Source organism: Kitasatospora sp. NPDC101801, assembly GCF_044766665.1.
In the GTDB taxonomy this organism is placed as follows: Bacteria; Actinomycetota; Actinomycetes; order Streptomycetales; family Streptomycetaceae; genus Kitasatospora.
This window is the reverse complement of record NZ_JBIWML010000049.1, coordinates 32,506-54,774: the sequence shown is the minus strand read 5'-3', so window position 1 is coordinate 54,774 and position 22,269 is coordinate 32,506. Positions and strand designations below refer to the sequence as shown.

The 22,269-nt window shown below is 70.2% G+C and carries 19 protein-coding genes; 8 read left to right on the top strand and 11 right to left on the bottom strand.

Annotated features, from left to right (window positions below; all coding sequences use genetic code 11):
- Window positions 1–219: 219 nt before the first annotated feature.
- Entirely contained in the window at window positions 220–621 is a 402-nt protein-coding gene (locus ACIRPK_RS33175) for a flavin reductase family protein (RefSeq protein ID WP_403045647.1), read from the bottom strand.
- A 48-nt stretch (window positions 622–669) separates the two neighbouring features.
- The gene (locus ACIRPK_RS33170) at window positions 670–1,566 is read right to left on the bottom strand and encodes a glucose 1-dehydrogenase (RefSeq protein ID WP_403045645.1); all 897 of its coding nucleotides are present in this window, start codon (window positions 1,564–1,566) and stop codon (window positions 670–672) included.
- A gap of 208 nt (window positions 1,567–1,774) precedes the next feature.
- Here ACIRPK_RS33170 and ACIRPK_RS33165 point away from each other — a divergent pair, with 208 nt between their 5' ends.
- The 3 genes from ACIRPK_RS33165 to ACIRPK_RS33155 all read left to right on the top strand — a co-directional run bounded on the left by ACIRPK_RS33165 (window position 1,775) and on the right by ACIRPK_RS33155 (window position 3,952).
- On the top strand, window positions 1,775–1,978 hold the full coding sequence (locus tag ACIRPK_RS33165) for a CsbD family protein (protein WP_403045642.1): 204 nt from the start codon (window positions 1,775–1,777) through the stop codon (window positions 1,976–1,978).
- 142 nt (window positions 1,979–2,120) lie between these two features.
- The gene (ddaH, locus tag ACIRPK_RS33160) at window positions 2,121–2,939 is read left to right on the top strand and encodes a dimethylargininase (protein ID WP_403045640.1); all 819 of its coding nucleotides are present in this window, start codon (window positions 2,121–2,123) and stop codon (window positions 2,937–2,939) included.
- Complete coding sequence (locus ACIRPK_RS33155) at window positions 2,936–3,952, top strand: iron-containing redox enzyme family protein (RefSeq protein WP_403045638.1); 1,017 nt, start codon at window positions 2,936–2,938, stop codon at window positions 3,950–3,952. The genes ddaH and ACIRPK_RS33155 overlap by 4 nt, the downstream gene beginning before the upstream one ends.
- On the opposite strand, the gene ACIRPK_RS33150 is transcribed toward ACIRPK_RS33155, so the two are convergent.
- The 5 genes from ACIRPK_RS33150 to ACIRPK_RS33130 form a co-directional block, all read right to left on the bottom strand.
- Window positions 3,917–4,129, bottom strand: a complete 213-nt coding sequence (locus ACIRPK_RS33150) for a CDGSH iron-sulfur domain-containing protein (RefSeq protein WP_403045635.1) — start codon at window positions 4,127–4,129, stop codon at window positions 3,917–3,919. The genes ACIRPK_RS33155 and ACIRPK_RS33150 overlap by 36 nt on opposite strands.
- 34 nt (window positions 4,130–4,163) lie before the next feature.
- Entirely contained in the window at window positions 4,164–4,826 is a 663-nt protein-coding gene (locus ACIRPK_RS33145; RefSeq protein WP_403045633.1) for a HemK2/MTQ2 family protein methyltransferase, read from the bottom strand.
- A 434-nt stretch (window positions 4,827–5,260) separates the two neighbouring features.
- Complete coding sequence (locus tag ACIRPK_RS33140; RefSeq protein ID WP_403045631.1) at window positions 5,261–5,641, bottom strand: HPP family protein; 381 nt, start codon at window positions 5,639–5,641, stop codon at window positions 5,261–5,263.
- A gap of 177 nt (window positions 5,642–5,818) precedes the next feature.
- Window positions 5,819–7,333, bottom strand: a complete 1,515-nt coding sequence (locus tag ACIRPK_RS33135; protein ID WP_403045628.1) for a DEAD/DEAH box helicase — start codon at window positions 7,331–7,333, stop codon at window positions 5,819–5,821.
- Between the two features lie 365 nt (window positions 7,334–7,698).
- The gene (locus ACIRPK_RS33130) at window positions 7,699–7,902 is read right to left on the bottom strand and encodes a cold-shock protein (RefSeq protein ID WP_030918248.1); all 204 of its coding nucleotides are present in this window, start codon (window positions 7,900–7,902) and stop codon (window positions 7,699–7,701) included.
- Between the two features lie 494 nt (window positions 7,903–8,396).
- Between ACIRPK_RS33130 and ACIRPK_RS33125 the strand changes: the two genes are divergently transcribed.
- The 3 genes from ACIRPK_RS33125 (at window position 8,397) to ACIRPK_RS33115 (ending at window position 11,457) form a co-directional block, all read left to right on the top strand.
- Window positions 8,397–8,621: a hypothetical protein gene (locus ACIRPK_RS33125; protein WP_403045625.1), complete on the top strand. Its 225-nt coding sequence runs from the start codon at window positions 8,397–8,399 to the stop codon at window positions 8,619–8,621.
- 447 nt (window positions 8,622–9,068) lie between these two features.
- Complete coding sequence (locus ACIRPK_RS33120; RefSeq protein WP_403045623.1) at window positions 9,069–9,431, top strand: hypothetical protein; 363 nt, start codon at window positions 9,069–9,071, stop codon at window positions 9,429–9,431.
- An 823-nt stretch (window positions 9,432–10,254) separates the two neighbouring features.
- Complete coding sequence (locus ACIRPK_RS33115; RefSeq protein WP_403045621.1) at window positions 10,255–11,457, top strand: PP2C family protein-serine/threonine phosphatase; 1,203 nt, start codon at window positions 10,255–10,257, stop codon at window positions 11,455–11,457.
- Between the two features lie 76 nt (window positions 11,458–11,533).
- On the opposite strand, the gene ACIRPK_RS33110 is transcribed toward ACIRPK_RS33115, so the two are convergent.
- Window positions 11,534–11,824 (bottom strand): DUF6966 domain-containing protein, encoded by a 291-nt coding sequence (locus ACIRPK_RS33110; RefSeq protein WP_403045619.1) that lies wholly within the window; start codon window positions 11,822–11,824, stop codon window positions 11,534–11,536.
- Between the two features lie 606 nt (window positions 11,825–12,430).
- Between ACIRPK_RS33110 and ACIRPK_RS33105 the strand changes: the two genes are divergently transcribed.
- Window positions 12,431–14,446, top strand: coding sequence for an amino acid transporter (locus ACIRPK_RS33105; RefSeq protein ID WP_403045616.1), 2,016 nt, complete (start codon window positions 12,431–12,433; stop codon window positions 14,444–14,446).
- 855 nt (window positions 14,447–15,301) lie between these two features.
- On the opposite strand, the gene ACIRPK_RS33100 is transcribed toward ACIRPK_RS33105, so the two are convergent.
- Window positions 15,302–16,699 carry a glycoside hydrolase family 43 protein gene (locus ACIRPK_RS33100; protein WP_403045613.1) on the bottom strand — a complete coding sequence of 466 codons (1,398 nt, stop codon included), beginning with the start codon at window positions 16,697–16,699 and terminating at the stop codon, window positions 15,302–15,304.
- 482 nt (window positions 16,700–17,181) lie between these two features.
- Window positions 17,182–17,376, bottom strand: coding sequence for a hypothetical protein (locus ACIRPK_RS33095; protein WP_403045610.1), 195 nt, complete (start codon window positions 17,374–17,376; stop codon window positions 17,182–17,184).
- Between the two features lie 711 nt (window positions 17,377–18,087).
- Between ACIRPK_RS33095 and ACIRPK_RS33090 the strand changes: the two genes are divergently transcribed.
- Complete coding sequence (locus ACIRPK_RS33090) at window positions 18,088–19,785, top strand: cellulose-binding protein (RefSeq protein WP_403045649.1); 1,698 nt, start codon at window positions 18,088–18,090, stop codon at window positions 19,783–19,785.
- A gap of 615 nt (window positions 19,786–20,400) precedes the next feature.
- Here ACIRPK_RS33090 and ACIRPK_RS33085 read toward each other — a convergent pair.
- The gene (locus ACIRPK_RS33085; protein ID WP_403045608.1) at window positions 20,401–22,125 is read right to left on the bottom strand and encodes a family 43 glycosylhydrolase; all 1,725 of its coding nucleotides are present in this window, start codon (window positions 22,123–22,125) and stop codon (window positions 20,401–20,403) included.
- Window positions 22,126–22,269: the final 144 nt, after the last annotated feature.

Sequence of the window (22,269 nt, the reverse complement as noted above, 5' to 3'; positions counted from 1 at the left end):
CACGCCTCCTACGAGCCCTTCAGCCGCCCGCTCGACCTCCTCGGCATCGCCTGACCAGCACACCTACAAGATCCCCGGACTTTGCAACATCCCTGATCAGCGGCCCCGGGCAAGGCGGCACGACGAGCCCGGGCAGCGCGTCTCACGCGGGGTGGCCGGCGCGGATGTCACGGACCTCCTGGAAAGCGAGCGGGGTTCCGCCTGGGCGAGCCGTTGCCGTCATCGGCGCGAGCGAGAGCCCGACGTGATCCCCCAGTCCGCCCGGTGCTCGATGCGACCGGCGAACCAGGCCAGTGCCTCCGTCAGGACGGGCGTACCGTTCGGTCCCGGGCTCCAGGGCCCTCGGCCGAACTTGTCCGTCTCGTCGCCGGTCTCACCTCCGAACAGCTCCGCCAGGTCGTGCCGGTGCGAAGGCAGCAGATGTACGACCAGCAGTTCCGCGCTCCGGGCGATGCGGTAGGTGTGGTTCGCCTTGGAGAGCCACACCGTGAACCGGGGTGGCTCCAGGGAGCACTGGTTGGCGAAGCCCACCAGGCAGCCCGCGCGTTCCTCCCCGGTCGTGGCGGTGACCACGTACACGGGGTAGTCCAACAAGCTCACGAAGGCGTCGAACCCTGTCATTCTTCCTCGCCCTTCCGAGAAGGTGCGGCGAACCCGGGAGATCCGCGGTCAGGGGAGCGGGTTGCCACCGGTGGCGTTGACCACCTCGCCGGTGACGTAGCCGGCCTCCTGGGAGGCGAGGAAAACGTAGATCGGGGCCATCTCGGCGGGCTGGGCGGGCCGTCCGAGGGGTGACTGCCGGCCGAAGGCCGCGACCTGGTCAGGCGGCATGGTGGCCGGGATCAGCGGAGTCCAGACCGGGCCGGGGGCGACCGCGTTGACCCGGATCCCGTCGGGGGCGAGCTGGCGGGCCAGGCCCTGGGTGAAGGTGACGATCGCGCCCTTGCTGGTGGCGTAGTCGAGCAGGTGCGGCTTGGGGTGGTAACCCTGAACGGACGCGGTGTTGATGATGGAGGAGCCCGGCCGCAGGTGCGGCAGCGCCGCCTGGCAGAGCCAGAACATCGCGTACACATTGGTCTTCATCACCCGGTCGAACTGGTCGGTGCTGATCGCCGCCAGGCCCTCCTCCCGGGCCATCTGGTAGGCGGCGTTGTTCACCAGCACGTCCAGGCGGCCGAGTTCACCGACCGTACGCTCGACCAGCTCGGCGCACATGCCCTCCTCCCGGACGTCGCCGGCCACGGCCACGGCCCGCTGCCCGGCCGACTCGACCAGCCGGACGGTCTCGGCGGCGTCGTCCTCCTCGTCGGCCAGGTGGCAGAACAGCAGGTCTGCGCCCTCCCGCGCGTAGGCGAGGGCCACTGCCCGGCCGATGCCGGAGTCGCCGCCGGTGATCAGTGCGGCCCGGCCCGCCAGGCGTCCGGTGCCTCGGTAGGTGGCCTCGCCGTAGTCGGGCTCGGGTTCCATCCGGTCGCTGCGGCCCGGGTAGGGCTGGCTCTGCTCGGCGAAGTCCGGCCCGGGGTGCTGCCCGACCGGGTCCTGCGGGGTGAACTGATCGCTGCTCATGGCGCCCTCGCTCCTCGTTGCGGCTGGGGACACTGGGGCGCCTGCCCGGCCGGGCCGGGATCATCCCGCTGGACCTGCCCTTTCCCACAGCTCGTCCGGGTGATGGTCGGGCCCCCGGTGGTAGGGACAGGAGTCACCGGCGGGCTGCATACATCCGTGCCGGAGCGGGCAGCAGCGCCGAGGGGGCACCGAGCGAGAGGAGAGCACGATGAGTGGCGGTTCGGACAAGGTGAAGCACAAGGCGGAGGAGCTCACGGGTAAGGCCAAGGAGAAGACCGGCCAGGCCCTCGGCAACGACCGGCTCGAGGCCGAGGGGCAGGGCGACCAGGCCGGAGCGAAGGTCAAGCAGGCCGCGGACGACGTCAAGGACGCGGCCGGGAAGGTCACGGACAGGCTCAAGGGCGACCGCTGACCTGCGGCCCCGGGCGCGGGGACGGGGTCTGTCCGGGCCCGTGCCCGGGAGCCGGGCCCGTGCCCGGGAGCCGGGCCCGTGCCGAATAAGAATGCCCGCCGAGGTAGCTGCCCCCCGGGACCCGATCACAGCGGAGCGCTCGATGCACCCCTCCACCCGCCGTCGGCACTACCTGATGTGCCCGCCCACGTACTTCGGCGTTCAGTACGCCATCAACCCCTGGATGGACCCCGGCGCCGTCGTGGACACCCGCCGCGCGGTCCAACAGTGGGAGCGACTGCTCGCGGTGCACCGCAAACTCGGTCACACCGTCCACGTGATGGAACCGCGCCCGGGGCTGCCCGACATGGTGTTCACCGCGAACGCCGCCACCATCGTCGACGGCACGGTGCTGGTCTCCCGCTTCAAGTACCCCCAACGCGCGCCCGAGGCAGCGCACTTCCGCAGGTGGTTCACCCAGCACCCGTACCGTCGCGTGCGCACCGCCACCCGGGTCAACGAGGGCCAGGGTGATGTGCTGACCGCCGGCCGGATGCTGCTGGCAGGCACCGGCTTCCGCACCGAACGTTCCGCTCACAACGAATTGCGGACGGTGCTGGGCCTGCCGGTGGTCACCCTCACCCTGGTGGACCCCCGCTTCTACCACCTCGACACCGCACTGGCCGTGCTCTCCGACGACCAGGTGATGTACTACCCGGCGGCCTTCGACACGCCCAGCCGTGCGACGCTGTCGGCCCTCTTCCCCGACGCCCTGCAGGCCACCGGCGAGGAAGCCGAGGAATTCGCGCTCAACGCCGTCTGCGACGGCCACCACGTCGTCCTGCCCGGCACCGCCGGGCGGCTCGCCGACGAACTGGCCGCCCGTGGCTTCGACCCCATCGGCGTCGACGTCTCGGAGTTCCGCAAGGCCGGCGGCGGCGCCAAATGCTGCACCCTCGAACTCGACCAGGAGCCCTCATGACCCCCACCCACCGAGGCCCCGAGCTCCCGACCGCCCGCGGCCCGCTGTCCCGCGCGGTGATCACCCTGCTGCGGACGGACCCGGCCGAGGACCACGAGGCCGCTCTTCGCCCGGTCCCGGCCGAGCAGGACTGCTGGAGCGAGGACCACCAACTCGCCCTGTACCTCTGCTACGAGCTCCACTACCGGGGCTTCGCCGCCGTGGACGCCGACTGGGAGTGGCACCCGGCGCAGCTCCGCCTGCGGCGCGCTCTGGAGCGGCCGTTCCTGGCGGAGCTGCGGGCGCGGACCGGGGACCGGCCGTCGCTGCACGAGCTCCTGGAGCAGCTGCTCGTCGAACCGGTCGACGGCAGCGGTCCCTCGTACTTCCTGCTCGAGGAGGGGATGCGCCGGCAGGCGCAGGAGTACCTGATGCACCGCTCCCTCTACCACCTCAAGGAGGCGGACCCGCAGGCGTGGGTCATCCCCCGACTCGTGGGCGCGGCCCAAGCAGCTTACGTGGCCGTCGAGTTCGACGAGTACGGGGCCGGCCGCGCAGAGCGCGCGCACTCGCTGCTGTTCGCCGAGATGATGGCCGACTTCGGGCTGGAACCCACCTACGGGCACTACGCCGAGGTGGCGGCCGCGCCCGCACTGGCGGTGGTGAACCTGATGTCGCTGTTCGGCCTGCACCGGGCGCTACGCGGTGCGGCGGTGGGCCAGTTCGCGACGGTGGAGATCACCTCGTCCCCCGGATCCGCCCGCCTCGCCAAGGCGTTCGAGCGGTTGGGGGCCGGGCCGGCGGGGACGCTCTTCTACCGCGAGCACGTGGAGGCGGACGCCGTGCACGAGCAACTGGTGCGCCACGGGGTCATCCGCGAACTACTGCTCAGCGAGCCGGAGTTGGAGGATGACATCGCCTTCGGCATCGCCGCGACCGGCCTGGTCGAGGACCGGTTCGCTGCCCACCTGCTGGAGCACTGGCGGCGGGGTGACAGTTCACTGCGGAGCGTCGCCTCCGGTGGGGCCGGCTGACGGGCCGCGCGAGTGGCGGCGGTGGCTGGTGTCGCAGAACGGGTAGCACTTGCTGCGGCGGCAGGCGCACAGGGCGACCGTCGGGCGGTCGGAACGCGCGGTGGTCCCGTCGGGCAGGACAATCTCGACCGGGCCCTCGACCAGGATCGGGCCGTGCTCGGTCAGCCGGACGCGCACCGCGTCGCGTCCAGCGATGCCACGGCCGTGGGTGTCAGGATCGGCGGGCGCCACGGATCACCACCAGTTCCTCGTCCCGCACACCGGCGGCGATCAGCCCCTGCTGCTCGAACCAGCCGGCTCGGGCGGACATGACGGGGCCGAACTCCTGCCGACGGCGTGCCACGACCTCGGTCTCCAGCCCCGCTCGGACGAGCGCGTCGACGGTGGCCGCAGTGCCCGCCAGCGAGGACTGCACCAGCAGCAGCACCCCACCCGGCGCCAGGAGGCCGGGCACCTGACGGCAGACCCGGTCCAGCAGCAACCGGCCGTCCGGCCCGGCGTCCCAGGCCCGCGCCAGGCCGCGCTCCGGCACCGCCGCGCCTGGCGCGGGGACGTACGGGGGATTGCTGATGACCACGTCGAAGACACGCCCGCGGACGGGGTCGGTCAGGTCACCGTGCCGCAGCCGGATCCGACGGCCGCGCAGCCGCGCGTTGACCCACGCGGTGGTCAGCGCCAGGCGGGAGACGTCCACCGCCGTGACCCGGGCGCCGTGCGCGGCCGCCACCACGGCCAAGGCCCCGTTTCCGGTGCCCAGCTCGAGCAGTTCGCGCCGCTCCGGACTGCGCCGGGTCAGCTCCTCGCCCAGGGCTTCGGCGAGCAGGGCACTGTCGCCCTGCGGCGGATAGACCCCGGGAGGTGTCAGCAGTTTCATACGCAGCGCCTGCCCCGGTGACCTTGCCCCAATCACACCGGGCCCGTTCGTACCCTCAGGGTGCGGATGCCGCCGCCGTGCTGACGGGGTGGGCGAGGGCGTGGAGGAAGGGACGGGCGGGTGCTCTCGCGTGCGCTCGCGACGGAGGCGGTGGAGCGGGCGGTTGCGACGTCGACGCTCATCGTGTGGATCAGGTTCACCCTGGTCCCCGGATCGTCGTGGCCCGGCCTGCGCCCGCCTGTGGTGCCCCACCCTCGCGTCTCTCGACCCAGCGTGCGGCCTACACGCAGTAGTCGTGCGACGGCCGGTCCGACGCCGAGGGGCCCCGGCGACACGTGGCGGCCCTGGGGAGAGCCCCCTTCACCGGACTCCAGGTATGCCGGTCGGCTGTGTCAGCTTGCCACGGCCGGGCAGGGGCGGACCCGTCTCGGGTGTTATGCGGTGAGCAGGCCGATGGCGTGGCCGTCGTGGTCGATGACCGGCCATGCGTCGAGGCCGCGGGAGCGCATGGCGGCGACCGCGAAGGCCGCGGGCATGTCGGCGGTGGCGAACGGGGCACGGTCGTGGAGGATGTCGCGGACCGGGGTGCGCTCCGTGTACCAGGAACGGGCCTGGAACGGGGCGAGGTGCAGGCGGGTCAGCAAGCCAGCGCAGCGGCCGTCCTCGTCGCGGACCAGCAGGTGGTCCGCGCCGGAGCTGAGCAGGATGTCCATCGCCGTGTCGGCCGTGGCGTCGTCGCTGATCTGCAGCTCGGTGTGGCTCATGAGGTCGCCGACCGTGGCGGTGGTGGTCGGACGTTCGAGGGCGATGGTCACGGGCGGTTCCTTCGGGTTGGTCCCGCCGGTGACGGCGGCATTCGGGGCCGCAGGTAGCGGCGCGGGGCAATTCGGCAGGCAGGGGCGCCGGTGCGGTCGCCACCGGTGGTGGCCGTAAGCCTCGGGGATGTGGGCGTGCCCCGCTCCGCGCGGCGGAGCGGGGCACACCTGGCTCAGTTACGCGGCGAGGGCGACGGGCGCTGCCTGACGGCTGCTCACGGTCTGGGTGCGGCGGCCGGTGGAGGGGCGCCGACGGTTGCGGCTCGTGGACGCGCTGCGGCTCGCCCGCTCGACGACGGGGGTGGCGATCACGGTGGGGATGCCGGTGGGCACCCGGGCACCGGTGATGCGCGGCAGTTCCTCGTCGGTGGAGTGCACCCGGGTGGACTCGGGGGTGATGGCGGCCGTGGTCATCATGCGGGCCATCTCCCGGCGCTGGTTGGGCAGCACCAGGGTGACCACAGTGCCGGACTCACCCGCGCGGGCGGTGCGACCGGCCCGGTGCAGGTAGTCCTTGTGGTCGCTCGGCGGCGCCAGGTTGACCACCAGGTCCAGGCCGTCGACGTGGATGCCGCGGGCGGCGACGTTGGTGGCGATCAGCGCGGTCACCTGGCCGTTGCGGAACTGCTCCAGGGTGCGGGTGCGCTCGGGCTGGGACTTGCCGCCGTGCAGGGCGGCCGCCTTCACCCCGTTCGCGAGCAGGTCCTGCACCAGGCGGTCCGCGCCGTGCTTGGTGTCGATGAACATGATCACCCCGCCGTCGCGGGAGGCGATGTGGGCGATCGTGGCGTTCTTGTCGCTGCTCTGCACGTGCAGCAGGTGGTGCTCCATCGTGCTGACCGCGCCTGCCGACGGGTCCACCGAGTGCGTGACCGGGTCCTTGAGGAAGGTGCGCACCAGGCGGTCGACGTTGCGGTCCAGGGTGGCGGAGAACAGCATGGTCTGGCAGCCCTCGGCGACCTGCTGGAGGAGCTCGGTGACCTGCGGCAGGAAGCCCATGTCGGCCATCTGGTCGGCCTCGTCCAGGACGGTCACGCCGACGCCGTCCAGTTGGCAGTCGCCGCGCTGGATCAGGTCCTTGAGCCGGCCGGGGGTGGCGACGATGATTTCTGCGCCGCGGTTGAGTGCCTGGGCCTGGCGGCCGATCGACATCCCGCCGACCAGGGTCGCCATCCGCAGGCGCACCGCGTGGGCGTACGGGGTGAGGGCTTCGGTGACCTGCTGCGCGAGCTCCCGGGTGGGGACCAGGATCAGGGCCAGCGGGCGGCGGGGTTCGGCCTTCTGCCCGGCGGTGCGGGCCAGCACGGCGAGGCCGAAGGCAATGGTCTTGCCGGAGCCGGTGCGGCCCCGGCCGAGGACGTCGCGGCCGGCCAGCGAGTTGGGCAGCGTCGCGGCCTGGATCGGGAACGGTGAGGTGACGCCCTGTCGGGTCAGCACCGACACCAGCGCCGCCGGCATGTCCAGCTCCTCGAAGGACGCGACGGGCGGCAGCGCCGGGGTGGTGCTCACCGGCATCGCGAACTCGCCCTGCGGGCCTGAGTGCTGACGACCGCTCCGGCCGCCGGACGGGCGGTCGCCGTAGAAGGAACTGCCGCCGGAGCGGGAGCCGTAGCCGGTGCCGCCGCCGGAGCGGGAGGAGGCGGCGGAGCGGGAGTTGGTGTTCTGGTACGAGGAGCGGCTGGAGCGGTTCATGGGAAACCTTCCTGGGCGGCACGCCACGACGCGGCTCCGCAGCGCGAGGCGCCGGCGGAGCCCGCAGGGAAGCGGGCCGAAAAGTATGACGGGGCGGAGCGTGGACGGTAGAACCGTGCGGCACGTCACCTGCGGTCGGCGCTCACCACGGGGGCGGGAGCGCAGATCCTCGAACCGTGAGATCTCACGGCAGGGCGCCGATCCGGACGCGGCGCTGTGCGGCTCGCGTGGGGACGGCTGCCGGTGGCGGAGCCAAGGGGGCCTCGACGGCCAGGGGTTGATCGTGGGGCAATGCCGAGGGGCCCGCACCGGGCGTGTACGCGGTGCGGGCCCCTCGCTGCTGGGCGGGTGCCGTGGCAGAAAAACTACAGCGGACGAATGTTCTCGGCCTGCGGGCCCTTCTGGCCCTGCGTGACGTCGAACTCGACCTTCTGGCCCTCGAGCAGCTCACGGAAGCCGTTGGCGTTGATGTTCGAGTAGTGGGCGAACACGTCAGGACCGCCACCCTCCTGCTCGATGAAGCCGAAGCCCTTTTCCGCGTTGAACCACTTCACAGTGCCATTAGCCATAAAGAAATCTCCTTCAAGGGGCTGTCCGAAGCGTGCACAGTGCCCGCTTCGAGTCGCCGCGATGAGCACCCACCCGGAAAACCTGCCGGGAAACAAAAATGCGCCTGCGATACATCAGCAGGCGCACACAAAGTTCATGGGAACCACTACTGCAACTAAGGAGACTCTAGCAGGCCGCAGCTCACAGTGGTGAGAAATCTTCCCCCGGAGGCGCTGGAGCCCCACCCTGCGGACGGGTTTCTCGCTGCCCCTATGGTACTAACTAGCCATCCTGGCGGGGAAGTTGGCGATCAATCGCTTGTCCCGGTTGCCCGGGTCGCGGGGAGCGGGCACGGCACGGCCGCTGCGCGCGCCGTGCTCCCGGCCCTGTCCCGCAGGCGGTTTTCCGTCGGCTTGCCGCCCGAAACGGTGGAGATTCCTCGCTGTACCAGGGCTGGTGGAATGCGGACTTCCGGGCGGGGTCAATTTGTGGTTTTCGCTGCATACTGGAAGGGATGACGAAATCAGTAGCCCGGCGCCACCTGCCCACCAGTCCCTTCAAAGTCCGAGTCGAAGCACCGCGCAAGCGGTTCGCGGTGGGAGACCGGGTCTCGCACGACCGGTACGGCCTCGGCCGGGCCATCGGCGTCGAGGCCGACAGCGACATCGCGGTCCTCGTCGACTTCGGCTCACAGCAGCGGCGGATCACCCAGCCGTACGCCGCACTCTTCAAGCTCTGACGAGACCCCCATTCGGCCCACGGGCTCGTTCCCGGCGGGCCCTCAGCGCTGCTGCCACAGGCGATGGAGATCGGCGATCTCCTCTCCAGGTGAGCGGGAAGAGCCTGACCATCCGCCGGCACGTCCCGGCCCAGCCTCTGTGCCAGCTCGGGCCGGCCCCGGGCTGGCTGGGGCGAGGCCGGCAGGGGGTCGCAGGCGGAGCTGTCGTCCGTGAGGGGAGGGGCTTTCGGTCCCGGAGGAGCCGCTCCCAGAGCGCCGACCTCGATGAGCTGCTTGTCCGCCCTTGCCCTCTTCGAGCTGTACTGCCGCCGACCGGGATCACTGTGCACGCCGGCCGCCGGTCCCCTCCTCGCGCACCGCTCCGGGTTGGAGCGGGGCGTCCGGGCCGGACGCTGCTGAGCGGGGTGGGTGTCGCGTCCGCGACCGCTGTGTCCTAACCTGTCCGTCATGTCGAACCCTGACGGGCTGCTCGTCGACATCGCCGCGATGGTGGAGTCCGAGCACAGCAACCAGATGTCCCTGACCGTGGTGGTCCCCGGAGCGGTGATCACCGGCAGGCTCGCGCCGGTGGCCCTGTGGCTGGAGCGAGTGGCGGAAGTCCTCGAAGCCTCGGACCACTTGAAGCCGTTCGCCGCCCTCTTCGCCCGACCCACAGAGGGCGCGCCTGCACGGCCCACTCATCTTCACCTGCACCGGGCGCAGATCCTGCAGGGAGACTTCGGGCTGCCCCACACCGGTGGCATGTACCGCATCGCCATCGAGGACATCAGCAGCTGGACGATCGGAGACCTCAGCTACTCCGCAACCTGACCCGGACGCCGTGGCCGCGAAGGGAACCCGGGCGGTCAGCGTGACCTGCCGACGCCCGGCAGTGGGCAGGACGAAGCTTGCTGCGGCAACCCGCCCCACCTGTGCGCAGATGTACACGGCCATCGGCTCGGTGTCGGCGGCGCGGCATTCTGGGGTTCTGTGTCTGCGCGGTACCTTCGGCCCCCGGTGTCGGCCGCAGCCTCCTGACCAGCTGCACCCCAGCCTGGACCGGCCCTTCCGGGGGGCGGCACCCGGCACGGTCACCTGTGGCCGGCGAATTCCACCCATGCCGCCCCGGGCGGGTGACCGGCGGCGTCCGACACGGCAAGCAGCCGGGCCGCCACCGGTGAATCGGTGGCGGCACGTCTGCGGACGACCCTCGCCTGGGTCGGCTCCGGACTCCTCGTAGACGCGCCCGGCATCAGGTGCAGCGAGCAGGTCAGGTCCCGTAGCGGTTCCAGGTGGCCGCAGGTGGCCGGAGCAGTTGGCGGAGTGGCAACCCCGGACCGGTTGGCGCTGCTGTCAACGGCTGCTGGTGTCGACCGGACAAGTGGCGCCGGCTGACCTGCTCGCCACGGCCCCCTTGAACGGCCTGCGAACTCCCGGCCGACGCACCTGTGGGTCCCACCCGGTCGTACGCGATTCGACACCCAACGTGGCGGGGTCCTGCGGCCCGCGCCTGAGCCCATCGGCCCTGCCGAGGAGCCCGGTGAGTCTGACGCGGGGTCATCGGCGGTGTGACGGCGGCGCCGCGTGCGGGCCGGTCTCCGTCCTGGCTACCGGGAGGCTCGGGAGGCCGGTAGCTTCGGGTAGCTTCGGGTCCATGAAGGCTGACGTGGTGCGTGATCGGATCGGTCTGGCCGGGGTGCTGGCGGCGGGGGAGACTGTCGCGCCGGTGCGTTCCCTGGACCTGGTGGCGCGCGATCTGCGCAAGCGGTTCGGGGCGCGGTTCGTGTCGTTCCTGTTCGTCGACGCCGTCGGACAGCGCCTGCTGCGGGTCAACGACACCGCCTCCACCTACCGCGATCGCCACGCGGAAGAGATTCCGTTCGCCCGAAACAGCGTCTACGACGGGGTCCTGCGCACCCAGCAGCCGGTGGTCGTAGCGGAGGACGGGCAGGAGCAGCGGGTCCTCGCTCCGGTGACCCACCGCGGTGACACCATCGGCGTCCTGGAGCTGTTCGTCGCCCACGTCACCGAAGACGTGCTGGAGCAGGTGCAGGAGGCCGCGCACGCGCTGGCGTACATCATCCTGGCCGACCGGCGTTTCACCGACCTCTACCACTGGGGCAACCGCACCACCGAGGTGAGCCTGGCCGCCGAGATCCAGGGCCAGCTGCTGCCCTCCGCCCCCTCCTGCGAAGCCCCCGAGTTCGCCCTCGCCTGCGCACTCGTCCCGGCCGCCGACATCGCCGGCGACACCTACGACTACTCCCTCGACCACCACACCCTGCACCTGTCCATCACCGACGCCATGGGCCACGACGTCGAGTCCGCACTCATGGCCACCCTGCTGGTCAACGCCTCCCGCGGCGCCCGCCGCGCCGGAGAGGACCTCGCCGAACAGGCCCGCCAGACCCACCAAGCGCTCCTCGACCACGGCCGCCAGACCCTCGCCACCGGCCAGCTCCTGCGCATCGCCCTCGACGGCAGTGGCGCCCAACTCGTCAACGCCGGCCACCCCCGGCCACTACGCCTGCGCGACGGCGTGGTCGAGGAACTGCGCCTGTCGGCGAACCTGCCCTTCGGCGTTCACAGCCAAGGCCCCTACCGCGTCCAGGACCTCGACCTGCGGCCCGGCGACCGCCTCCTGCTGCACACCGACGGCATGCAGGAACGCCAAGCGGACAAGGTCGACCTGCCCCAGCTCCTCCTCGACACCTCCACCGACCACCCCCGCGAGGTCGTCAGCGTCCTCGTCGCCGCCGTCACCACCGCCTGCGCGGGCAACGTGAGAGACGACGCCACCGTCCTGTGCCTGGACTGGTACGGCCCCCAGGCCGACACCCACCCGGCCAGGACCTGACGACACACTGCCCCCGGGAGTTGGCCGCGGCCAGGCAGGGCCGGCGAAGACTTCGGGCCGGCGCGGCCGCAGGGCGTCAGGTCTCGGTCCGCTCGGTCCGGTGGAGCTGGGTGCGGACGGCCGCGCACCGCTCACGTACCTCGGCGCTCAACACCTTGATGGGGTGGTCGTCGGCGAACGGGAGGTCGTTGAGGCTCCCAGTGCCGCCGTACGCGTTCAGGACGATGTCCAGTCCTTGAGCGTCCCCCGCCGCGATCTTCGATCGTCCGCGCTCCATCCTGCGGGCCCAGCCCGGGTAGCCGCATTCGCTCAGTGTTCGCACGAAGGCGTCGAGCGCGGTCATCAGTTCCCCAGGGATGTCGAGCATGGAGCAAGTATGTACCGCTGCGAGGGCGCAGTGATCAAAGCGCTCCACGGCGGACCGACGCCATGCTGCGCCGCCGACCCGCACGGAACGGGGGGTCCTGGTCCACGTCCCGGGCCGGAGTCTTCCGCTGCCGGGCTCCAGATGCTGTCCCGGCCCGCTGTGGCCACCAGGGCCCGCCTCCCCGCTCGCGCTGATCCCGCACACGGGACTCTGGATCGGCCCCGGTCTGTCGCCGGCAGCTGTCTGTCCGCCGGACGAAGGACGGGCGGTTGCGGCAGTCCACGGGAAGTCGAGCGCGATGGGGAGCTCTGATCGACCGACTGCCTGCCGTCTTTGCGACACCCGCCACCGACCCCTCCGTGTGCCACAGCTGAGCAGCGACGACGTCCCTGCCGGCGAAGATCGTCGATTCTCCGGACCGGTGGTCCTGGCGAGTGAGGAGCGTTGAGCGGGGCACAAGGCCCAGGCGTTGCGGCGCCGAACTGTGCCCCGGTGCGGGAGGGAGAGCTGGGAGGTCGGATACTCGGTCCTCGTTGCGTGCCGTGAGCGCGGTGCCGGTAGCTGGGTGTGCCCTGTCTGGTGGGGCGGGAGAAGGGGTTGAGGGAGATGGACGACGTGAACGCGCCGGCACCCATGGGGGTGGTGGTCGTGGATGGGCTGGCTGTGCCGGAGGTGGTGGACAGTCCCGCCCTGCGCTCGCAGCCGACCGGTCCACTGGCGGGGTGGCTGCTGCGGCACCGGGTGCAGCCGGTGGGGCCGGCTGCGGGGGAGGGCAACGCGCGGCCGCATGCCTGGTGGAAGGTGATGTGCCTGACGGGTGTGGACTACTTCTCCAGCCTGGCCTACGTTCCGGCCATCGCCGCGCTGGCGGCCGGGGCGGTCTCGCCACTCGCGACGCTGCTCATCGTGGCGCTGACGTTGCTGGGGATGCTGCCGATGTACCGCCGGGTGGCCCGCGAGAGTCCCAACGGCGCGGGATCGGTGGCGATGCTGGAGGACCTGCTGCCGTTCTGGCGCGGGAAGCTGTTCGTCCTGGTCCTGCTCGGCTTCGTGGCCACCTCGTGGATCATCACGATCACGCTGTCGGCGGCGGACGCCTCGGTACACGTGGTGGAGAACCCGCTCTTCCCCCAGGCTCTGCACGGTCACGAAGTGGCCATCACCGTGGGGCTGTTGCTGCTGCTGGGCGGGGTGTTCCTGCTCGGGTTCAGCGAGGCGGTCAGCGTCGCGATCCCGCTGGTCGCCGTGTTCCTCCTGCTCAACGCCGTGACCATCGGCGTGGGTGTGGTGGAGGTGTTCACCACGCCCGGGGCCTGGTCGGCGTGGACGCACACACTCGCCGAGGGCGGCGGTGGGTTCGGTGACCTCGCGGGCCCGGCACTGCTGGCCTTCCCGTTGCTCGTGCTCGGCCTGTCGGGATTCGAGACGGGGGTGAGCATGATGCCGCTCATCGCCTCCGACGGCGCCGACGACGAGCAGCGGCTCGCCTCGCGGATCCGCAACGCCCGGCGGCTGCTGACCACTGCCGCCCTCGTCATGAGCGTCTACCTGCTCGCCGCCAGCTTCGTCACCACCGTCCTGATCCCGCATCAGGAGTTCGAGGCGGGCGGCGCGGCGAACGGCCGGGCGCTGGCCTGGCTGGCCCACGAACACGTCGGCGAGGCGTTCGGCACCGTCTACGACATCAGCACCATCCTGATCCTCTGGTTCGCGGGCGCCTCCGCGATGGCCGGACTGGTCAACATCGTCCCCCGCTACCTGCCCGACTACGGCATGGCCCCCGAGTGGGGACGGGCCGTGCGCCCGGTCGTCCTCGTGTACACCGCGCTGTGCATCGTCATCACCATCGCCTTCGACGCCGACGTCAATGCCCAGGCCGGCGCCTACGCGACCGGCATTCTGGCCATGATGGTCTCCGGCGCGTTCGCCGTCACCGTCTCCGCGCTGCGTCGACACCGACGCGCCGCCACCGCCGGGTTCGCAGCCCTGACCGCGATCCTGCTCTACGCCCTGATCGCGAACATCGTCGACAAGCCCGATGGCATCACCATCTCCGGCATGTTCATCGCCGGCATCATCGCGGTGTCGCTCATCTCCCGCGTGTCACGCACCACCGAACTGCGCGCCGACCGGCTGGTGTTCGACGCCGACGCCCGCCGGTTCATCACCGACACCATCGCCTTCGATGGTGCGATCAACATCATCGCCAACCGCCGCCAGGCCGGTGACCGCGCCGAGTACGCCGACAAGGAGCTCGAACAACGCGGCACCAACCCCGTTCCCGGTCGCGCGGACGTGATCTTTCTCGAGATCGACGTGGTCGACCCCTCGGACTTCAGCGAGACCCTCACCGTCCACGGTGCCGAGGTCGACGGCTACCGCATCCTGCGCGCCGAGGCCCCGGCGGCGCCGAACGCCATCGCCGCGATCCTGCTCGCCCTGCGCGACACCACAGGCGTCCAGCCGCACTGCTACTTCGCCTGGGCCGAGGGCAGCCCGCTCAAGCACATGTTCCGCTACTTCCTCCTGGGTCGCGGTGACACCGCACCCGTCACTCGCGAGATCATCCGCAAGAACGAACCCGACCCGGCCCGTCGGCCCCGCATCCACGTCGGCGGCTGACGGGTCACCTCACATGACGCCTCGACGTGTGGCCTGCCCTTGACAGCGGGCACGAGGTGGGGATGCCGTCAGGGGGAAAGCGGGTGGTGCTGTTCGGGTGGTGCCCGATGGCTCACCCACGGTCTTCACCCGCTGTCCTCCGGGGGAGTGCCGGGATGGCGACGTGTGGTGTCCAGAGGCTGCTGCTCCCTCCACGACATCGACGACCCCGACCTCACCCAGGCCGTCGGCTGCGAGGTCGCCACCGAGCTCGCCGCCGACGCCTCCGGTCTGGCCTTCGCCTCCATCGGAGACCAGCCGCTTGGTGCAACCGGGCTACTCGGCGTTCTGTCCGGGGGAGGCCGCCCGCCTAGGGCGAGGAGCGATCGGGCGGTGAGCGACAACCGAGGACTCCGAACCCGCGGTCGACCGGGTTATGCTCCGGCTCGTGTGCACCGTTACGGGCAGCTGGAATGGACCGTCACCATAGATATCTTCAGGAAGGCCGCACTGGGCTGACCTCCACCATGAGGTGCCGTACCGTCACCTGGCCTTTTGTAAAGGTCTGTTGAGCACCGCGCGCCTCCGTCTCAGGACGCCCCGACGACCGGCTCGACGAGAGGGGCCGGACATGACGCGTTCCCGGAGGCCGGCACGATACGGCTTCTTGCCGGGAGCCCCGAGCCTGGTGGTCTTGTTCGCACCGAGCGGCTGCGCAACCAGCTCCGGCGGCTCCGCGCACGCCGAACCCACGAAACCGGCGCTGGACGTTTGCGCGTTGGGGCGGAGGCTACGCGGTCGGGCGGTAGGACCACGTCAGGGACCGGGCCGGCGTTTCCTGACGGTCGTGAAGCCAGCGGCCGAGCCGACCCTCCGTCAGTAGCCGACGTGGAAGGTGGCGTCGGCCTTGTCCGTGGTGGTGGAGATCGGGTCGATGCGCAGGACGTAGCCTGTGTGCCGGATGTAGCGCGTCGCGAAGTTGTGCGATCGGAACGACGACCAGGCGGAGTCGGCCAGTCCGGCGGTCCGGTGGAACGTGGCGTCCGCAGCGAAGGTCGCGGTGCCGTCGTTCTCTTCCAGCCGCAGGTCGTAGTTGTAGTGCCGCAGGTAGCGGGTCGGGAAGTTCACCGACTGGAAGGACACACCCGCGCTGTCGGCCAGGCCGGGCACGAGCTTCCACTGCGAATCGGTGTACGGGTCGAACGGGTAGACATCGATCCGGGCAACGGAGTTGGCATGGCGGACGTAACGGTCGGGGTAGTTGTAGGACTTCAGCCGGTTCCAGGCGGGGCTGCCCCACTCCGCCACGAGGTTGCCGTACTCGGTCGTGGTGATCGTCGCGACGGTGCAGTGCTTGGAGTTGAGCGGCTGGGTGTAGAGGCGCTGGTCGAGCGGGGTCCAGGTGCCGGCGGCGAGGTCGTTGCTCTGCCAGGCGTAGAAGACGCCGTTCGGCGAGTAGGTGTCGCCCCAGAGGTACCAGGATCCGGAGGTCAGGGACTTCACCAGGGTAGGCGCCTCGGTGGCACCGTGAGCGGCTGCCGTGCTGAAGGGCGTGAAGCTGCCCGGATTGAGGGTGGTCGACCGCGCGCCGACCAGGGTCTCATCCCTCTTGTGGTAGAGGTAGTTGACGCCGTTGACGCCCACGGCCAGGGTGCCGTCAATGATGTCGTAGCCGGGATCGAAGAGAACCTGCGGGGACGACACCGTCTGGAAATCGGTGGTGTAGTTCACCATGATCACGCCGTGGCCGCTGGCATTGACGGACGAGTAGATGATCCCGTACGCGCCCCGGCCTGCGTCCCAGAACGACTCGGGCGCCCAGCTGTGGGTGACCATGTCGTGCAGCTTGAGGCGTCGGTAGCCGGTGAGGGTGCGCAGGTCCGCGGAGTCCCAGACGTGGATGTACTGGCTGTTGTAGCCCCAGTCGAAGCCCTTGAGGTCGGTGGCGAGTACGACGAAGGCGCCGTCCTGCTTGCGCATGATGAACGGATCACGCAGGCCGCCCGCACCCTCGGTCGGGGTCACCACGGGGTTGTTCTGGTTGAGCGGCATCCAGTTGAGGCCGTCGGTGCTGACGGCCAGGTGCAGGCCGTAGTTGGCGTCCAGCAAGGCAGCGGACTCGGTGAAGTAGCCCATGACGTACGCCGCGTCGGCAGCGTAGGCGGGCCGCGCGCCCAGGGCCGGCGTGCCGCTCAGGGCCAGCGGGACGGTGGCGGCCATACCGAGGAAGAGTCGGCGCGAGGGGTGCGGGCCGGGGCCGGTTGTGGCGGTCATGTGCGCTCCAGGGTGGGTGGGGGAGGGCGGACGTTCTCGGCGGTCACGGCATGCACCGTCGCAGTGCGGGGCGGGGGCGGCCGGACCACGGGATGCAACGGGTCCCGCAGGTTGTCGCCGGACGCTGCGTCCCGGGGCGGGAGGTTGCTACCCGTTCCGTGGTGGAGTCCAGCCCGTCGGGGGTGCGGGGCGGTGGAAGCGGGACCGGATGTTAGCGTTAACAATCCAGTCGGCGAGGTCATGCGTTAGCTGAAGGCGGCTCGATGGCCATCACTATGGGTCAGCCCGAGTAGTGCGTCAAGATCCCGCGCAAGGTCATCCTGCGGCCCGACCGGAAATCGCGGCCAGGCCCGATCCGGCATCCGACGGGTACGTCGGCCTCGACGAAGCCCAGCCGCCGACCCAGGCCGATGGCCGCAGCGTTGCCACCAGGGGCATCCAGTGCACGCCGTGCGAGCTCGCGAAGCTGATCGCCACAAGCTTCATCGCCAGCGCGACGTCCCGCCGTCCCGCGCGAGGACGACCCCTTCGGGGCGGTAGGTCGCGGTGTCGATGCGCTCGGCGAGGTGAGCGTCGAACGTGTAGAACTCCCTGCGTCGCGGGATGTCGGCGGAGCACGCCCTGTCCAGGTCGTAGAGTGCGCGCCGATGTTCGGCCGTGTCACCGACGGCCGCCACGGTCGTGAACTCGATGCCACCGTCCCTACGGCTCCGCAGACAGTGCTCGAAGCGGGCACCGTCGAACGCGTCCAGGCCGAGCTCAAGTCGAACCTGTTCAACTGCCCTGTGGGAAACTCCGGTTGCACCAGTCTTGACGTACCCTCCAGGGCTGATTCACCGCCCGGTTGGCCAGATGGCGTCGCTGGTCACGGCAGGATGACGATCTGCAGGAGAGTCGTCACCCACGCAACGAAGCTCCGGTTCTCCTGGTGACCTCGCAAGTCGCCCTGAACATCCGGAGCTTCGATTCCGAGGCTGCGCTATCGGGGGATGGTGACCAGGATGCGGCCGTGGCCGCCGCCGGCGTCGACGTGGTCGTGGGCCTTCGCGATGTCGTCCAGCGGTGCCGGCCGACGACGGCGATGGTGAGGGCGGCTGCGGAGGTGAGGTCGCGGGCGTCCTGGCGCTTGGCTTCGGGCGAAAAGGGTACGACCGCGTCTCGGCAGAAAACGATTGAGACCGCGGCAACCTTTCCGCTCTGAGTGGCCACTTAGGTGTGTACCGACGAGGGCGAGCCGTGGTCAGCGGCGCTACGCCATCCATGTCAGCACCCGATCGGAGCCCCACGTGTCACCAGACGACCCGCGATCCGCCGAGCAGCCGAGGCCTGGCGGCCGCACGCCCCGCCGTAGCCGGACACTCCGGCATTTTGCCGTGGGGGCGGTGGCGATGCTCGCCGCCTCGGCCGGTGTCGGCGCCCTGGCGCCCAGCGCGGGCGCCGAGCCCACCGTCCGCATCAGTGTGGATGCCGGTACCTCCTTGGGCACGGTGCCCAGCAGTGGTGTCGGCCTCAACACGGGCTTCGGCGACGAGCACATGGGGGACGCCCAGGTGACATCGCTGATGAAGGCCGCGGGAGTTCGGCAGCTGCGCTATCCCGGCGGCTCCGGCGCGGACGACTACCACTGGAAGACCCACACCTCCGGCGACGGCAGCGGCTGGATCCCCTCCAACACCAACTTCGACCGCTTCATGGCCACCACGAAGACGGTCGGCGCCCAGCCGATCCTGACCGTGAACTACGGTTCAGGCACCGTCCAGGAGGCCGCCGACTGGGTCAAGTACGCCAACGTCGACAAGGGTTACGGCGTGAAGTACTGGGAGATCGGCAACGAGGTCTACGGCAACGGGCACTACGGCAACGGCAAGGGCTGGGAAAGGGACGATCACGCCGACAAGAGCCCGAGGGAGTACGGGAGGAACCTGGTCGCCTACGCGAAAGCGATGAAGGCCGTGGACCCGACGGTGAAGATCGGAGCGGTGCTCACCACCCCCGGCGGCTGGCCGGACAAGGAGAAGGCTCCCGGTGACAGCGCCGACTGGAACCACACGGTGCTCTCCCTCGCGGGAAGCTCGATCGACTTCGTCATCGTCCACTGGTACCCGGGCGGCACCACCACGGCCGACCTGCTGAACACCCCCTCCGACATCGCCGCCACCACGTCCGAGCTGCGCTCGCTGATCGCCAGGTACGCGGGCTCGCGGGCCGCTTCGGTGGAGATCGCGGTCACCGAGACCGACGCCGTCGGCTCGCCCGCCTTGACCAGCCAGGCCGCAGCCCTGTTCGCGCCGGACACCTACATGACCTGGTTCGAGCAGGGTGCCACCCACGTGGACTGGTGGAACCTGCACAACGGCACGGACCAAGCACCCACCACCGTCAACGGCCAGACCGACTACCAGGACGGGGGCATTCTCTCCGCTGGAACCTGCGCCGGGGGGAAGTGCCAACCGCCGCGCGACACAACCTTCCCCACCTACTGGGGCATCCGCTCGCTGACCGCACTGGCGCAGCCTGGCGACACCATCGTCAAGTCGTCCTCGGGCAACTCGTCGGTCGCTGTGCACGCGGTGCGGAGCGGCAACGGCGGTCTGAACGTCATGCTGATCAACAAGAGCCCGCAGAACGCGGCGGAGGTGTCGCTCTCGTACACCGGATTCACCCCGGCCGCAGGGGCGGTCACGACCGTTTCGTACGCCAAGGAAGGCACCGCCCTGACGACGGCGGAGCGGGGCACGGCGGTCGCACAGACGCTGCCGCCGTACTCGATCACGACTCTTCAGCTGAAGCCCGCGTCGAAGGCTGCCGTCGCTGACAAGCCGTCGCCCGTCCCCGCGCCGACCGCCGTCACGCCGACCGCCACCACCCCGGTGGTCTCCGCGTCCGGCACGACCGGCAGCCGTGCGCAGGCGGAGAAGGGCGTGCCCGTCAGCCACCCGAGCCCGAGCAGCACGTCCGGCGGCCTGGCTTCCACCGGGATGGGCAACGCTGTCACGTACAGCGCCGTCGGTGGCCTGCTGGCCGTCGCTGCCGGAAGCATCCTGGTGCTTCGCGGACGTCGCCGCAGGGCTCTGCACGGGAAGTGAGACCGCGTGAGTGACTGACGGCCCGGCAGCAACGCCACCCCCTCGTGGCATGCGCGCCGGGCCGTCGGCGTCGGCGGTCTGGGAACAACAAGGCTCGGGTCGTCGACCTGGACTTGGCGTTCCGGGCCGCTGGGGAATCACCGCGCGAGGACTCCGCGATGAACCACAACCAGGCCGTCCAGGGCGAACGGCTTCAGCCGCTCACCTGACGGCGGAGCCGGCTCGGCCCCCTGCCTCACTCGGGAAGCAGGGGGCCGAGCCGTCTGTGGCCTGTGCCGAGGTGGGCCAGCCAAGCCCCCGGGCTGCCGGGGCCGGGTTCCCGCGGGACCCAGCTCGCAGCACGGCGGTCTCCGGACAGCGAGTCCAGGGACCGCCGTGCTGTTCGTCAGCCGGACGCCGGGATCGCGGTGAGTACCTGGCGGGTGCGTCGGGTGCGGTCCTGCTTCAGGGCCTGGTTCCCGTGGTGGAGGTGGCGGTCATGTGGCCAGGGCGTCGAGCCGGTCCTGCAGCAAGGTGGTGCTCTGCGTCGACCCCCTTGGCCGGCAGCGAAGTTGGACGATCTCCTCATCCCGGCGGACACCCGGAGTTCGCAAAACGGGCCTGCCCTGTGTTGGTTCAGCTCCTGCCGGTCAGGCGCCAGACCTGGTTCTTCTTGGTGGCCAGGGCACTGGCGGGGTCACAGGTCCACTGGTGGACCAGCGCTCCGACGGCGGTGGAGATCCCGCTGACGTCCACGCACTTGCCGCTGTGCACCGCGACGAGCTGGTAGTCGTTGGCGGCGACCTGCCGCAGCGTGAACTGCTGGTTCGTGCCGCCGTGGCAGGTCCACTGGTGGACCGCCGCGCCGTCGGCGCTGGAGACGCCGCCGATGTCGAGGCACTTGCCGCTGTGGTGGTTCACCAGGAAGTAGGTGTCCGCCACCCCTGGCACCGGGCGGAAGTCGAACCGCTGTTCCGCACCGGCGCCGCAGGTGTACTGCCGGTACTGAGTGCCGTCGGCGGTGCTCTGGTTGGGGTCGTCCAGGCAGTACCCGCTGTGCTGGGCGACGGCGGTTGACGAGAAGGCGGGTGGGCCGGCGGTGAACTGCCACCAGTTCATGTTGAACAGGTACCCGCTGCCCCCGGCGAAGCTCAGGTACAGATCGTGGGTCCCGGTCGCACCGGTCACCGGGCACGAGACCGTGCTCCAACTCTGCCAGCCTCCGGTGCCCGACACCGTGCAGGTCCCGACCGTTGGCCCGGTAGGACTGTCCAGGTGCAATTCAACTCGGCCACCCCCGGTGTTCGATGCCACCCTGGTGGTGAACGAGCCGGCACCGGCGCCGAATGCCACGCCCTTGACCTCGACGTAGTCGCCGTTCTCAATCCAGCTGACGTTCATCCCGCCCTCGCTGGAGGGTTCGGTTTCGATGCCGCTGCCCCACGCGATGGTCTCGGCTTCCTGGCGGACGTAAGGATCGAGTGTGCCGACCTGCGGTGCCCCGGCCGGCGTCATGTCGAAGGTCGGAATGGTGCCGTCGGCGTTGTAGCTGAACTGCTCCACCGCAACCGACCGGGTGAAGCCACCACCGCCCGGCAGAGCGCCGTTGTGGTAGAAGAAGTACGAGCCGCCGTTGAAATCGACGACGCCGGCGTGGTTGGTGAAGCTGCTGCCCTCCGAGGGCATGATGGTGCCGCGATACGTCCACGGTCCGGTCGGGCCGGGCGAGGTGGAGTAGCCGATGAACTCGGAGCAGCATTTCGCCGCGAACACCATGTAGTAAAGGCCGTTGCGCTTGTAGAACCACGGGCCTTCCTCGTACAGGGTGGGCCGGTTCGCGTCTCCCGTACGGGTGCCGAACCCCGCGGTGGTCAGCGGTATCCGCGTCGGGCTGCCGGAGTACGAGATCATGTCGGCGTTGAGCCGCACGTACCAAAGATTCGGGTTGCCGTAATACAGGTAGGCCTGCCCGTCGTCGTCGATGAAGACGGTCGGGTCGATCTCACTGTTCTCCACCAGCGGGTGGCCGAGGGCGTCCCGGAACGGGCCGGTGGGGCTGTCCGACACCGCCACGCCGATGGCGAATTGGCCGGTCGCCCGGACCGACACCGGCACGTACCAGTAGAACTTGCCGTCCCGTTCCACGGTCTGGCCCGCCCACGCGTTGGCGCCCGCCCAGCCGAAGGTGTTCAGGCTCATCGGCGAGCCGTGGTCGGTCCAGTTCACCAGGTCGGCGGAGGACCACACCCGCCAGTCCTTCATCACGAAGGAGGTGGAGCCGTCCTCGTCGTGCCCGGTGTACAGGTAGACCCGGCCGTTGTAGACCAGCGGTGCCGGGTCGGCGGTGTAAACGTGTTGCACGATCGGGTTGTCTGCCCGGGCTGCGGCCGGAAGAAAAGCCGTCATACACAGAAGGCCTATCGTCAGGGCGAGGACGCGTTTCGACCACCGCTGAAGTGTGAATGTCACTGGTTGAGTCCCTTTTCGATGGGGATATGGAGGGGT

What these genes read in the sequence shown, in the direction of transcription:
- ACIRPK_RS33175 (WP_403045647.1), bottom strand. Translation starts at nt 621, where the DNA reads ATGACAGGGTTCGACGCCTTCGTGAGCTTGTTGGACTACCCCGTGTAC.
- ACIRPK_RS33170 (WP_403045645.1), bottom strand. Translation starts at nt 1,566, where the DNA reads ATGAGCAGCGATCAGTTCACCCCGCAGGACCCGGTCGGGCAGCACCCC.
- ACIRPK_RS33165 (WP_403045642.1), top strand. Translation starts at nt 1,775, where the DNA reads ATGAGTGGCGGTTCGGACAAGGTGAAGCACAAGGCGGAGGAGCTCACG.
- ddaH (WP_403045640.1), top strand. Translation starts at nt 2,121, where the DNA reads ATGCACCCCTCCACCCGCCGTCGGCACTACCTGATGTGCCCGCCCACG.
- ACIRPK_RS33155 (WP_403045638.1), top strand. Translation starts at nt 2,936, where the DNA reads ATGACCCCCACCCACCGAGGCCCCGAGCTCCCGACCGCCCGCGGCCCG.
- ACIRPK_RS33145 (WP_403045633.1), bottom strand. Translation starts at nt 4,826, where the DNA reads ATGAAACTGCTGACACCTCCCGGGGTCTATCCGCCGCAGGGCGACAGT.
- ACIRPK_RS33135 (WP_403045628.1), bottom strand. Translation starts at nt 7,333, where the DNA reads ATGAACCGCTCCAGCCGCTCCTCGTACCAGAACACCAACTCCCGCTCC.
- ACIRPK_RS33130 (WP_030918248.1), bottom strand. Translation starts at nt 7,902, where the DNA reads ATGGCTAATGGCACTGTGAAGTGGTTCAACGCGGAAAAGGGCTTCGGC.
- ACIRPK_RS33125 (WP_403045625.1), top strand. Translation starts at nt 8,397, where the DNA reads ATGACGAAATCAGTAGCCCGGCGCCACCTGCCCACCAGTCCCTTCAAA.
- ACIRPK_RS33120 (WP_403045623.1), top strand. Translation starts at nt 9,069, where the DNA reads ATGTCGAACCCTGACGGGCTGCTCGTCGACATCGCCGCGATGGTGGAG.
- ACIRPK_RS33115 (WP_403045621.1), top strand. Translation starts at nt 10,255, where the DNA reads ATGAAGGCTGACGTGGTGCGTGATCGGATCGGTCTGGCCGGGGTGCTG.
- ACIRPK_RS33110 (WP_403045619.1), bottom strand. Translation starts at nt 11,824, where the DNA reads ATGCTCGACATCCCTGGGGAACTGATGACCGCGCTCGACGCCTTCGTG.
- ACIRPK_RS33105 (WP_403045616.1), top strand. Translation starts at nt 12,431, where the DNA reads ATGGACGACGTGAACGCGCCGGCACCCATGGGGGTGGTGGTCGTGGAT.
- ACIRPK_RS33100 (WP_403045613.1), bottom strand. Translation starts at nt 16,699, where the DNA reads ATGACCGCCACAACCGGCCCCGGCCCGCACCCCTCGCGCCGACTCTTC.
- ACIRPK_RS33090 (WP_403045649.1), top strand. Translation starts at nt 18,088, where the DNA reads ATGCTCGCCGCCTCGGCCGGTGTCGGCGCCCTGGCGCCCAGCGCGGGC.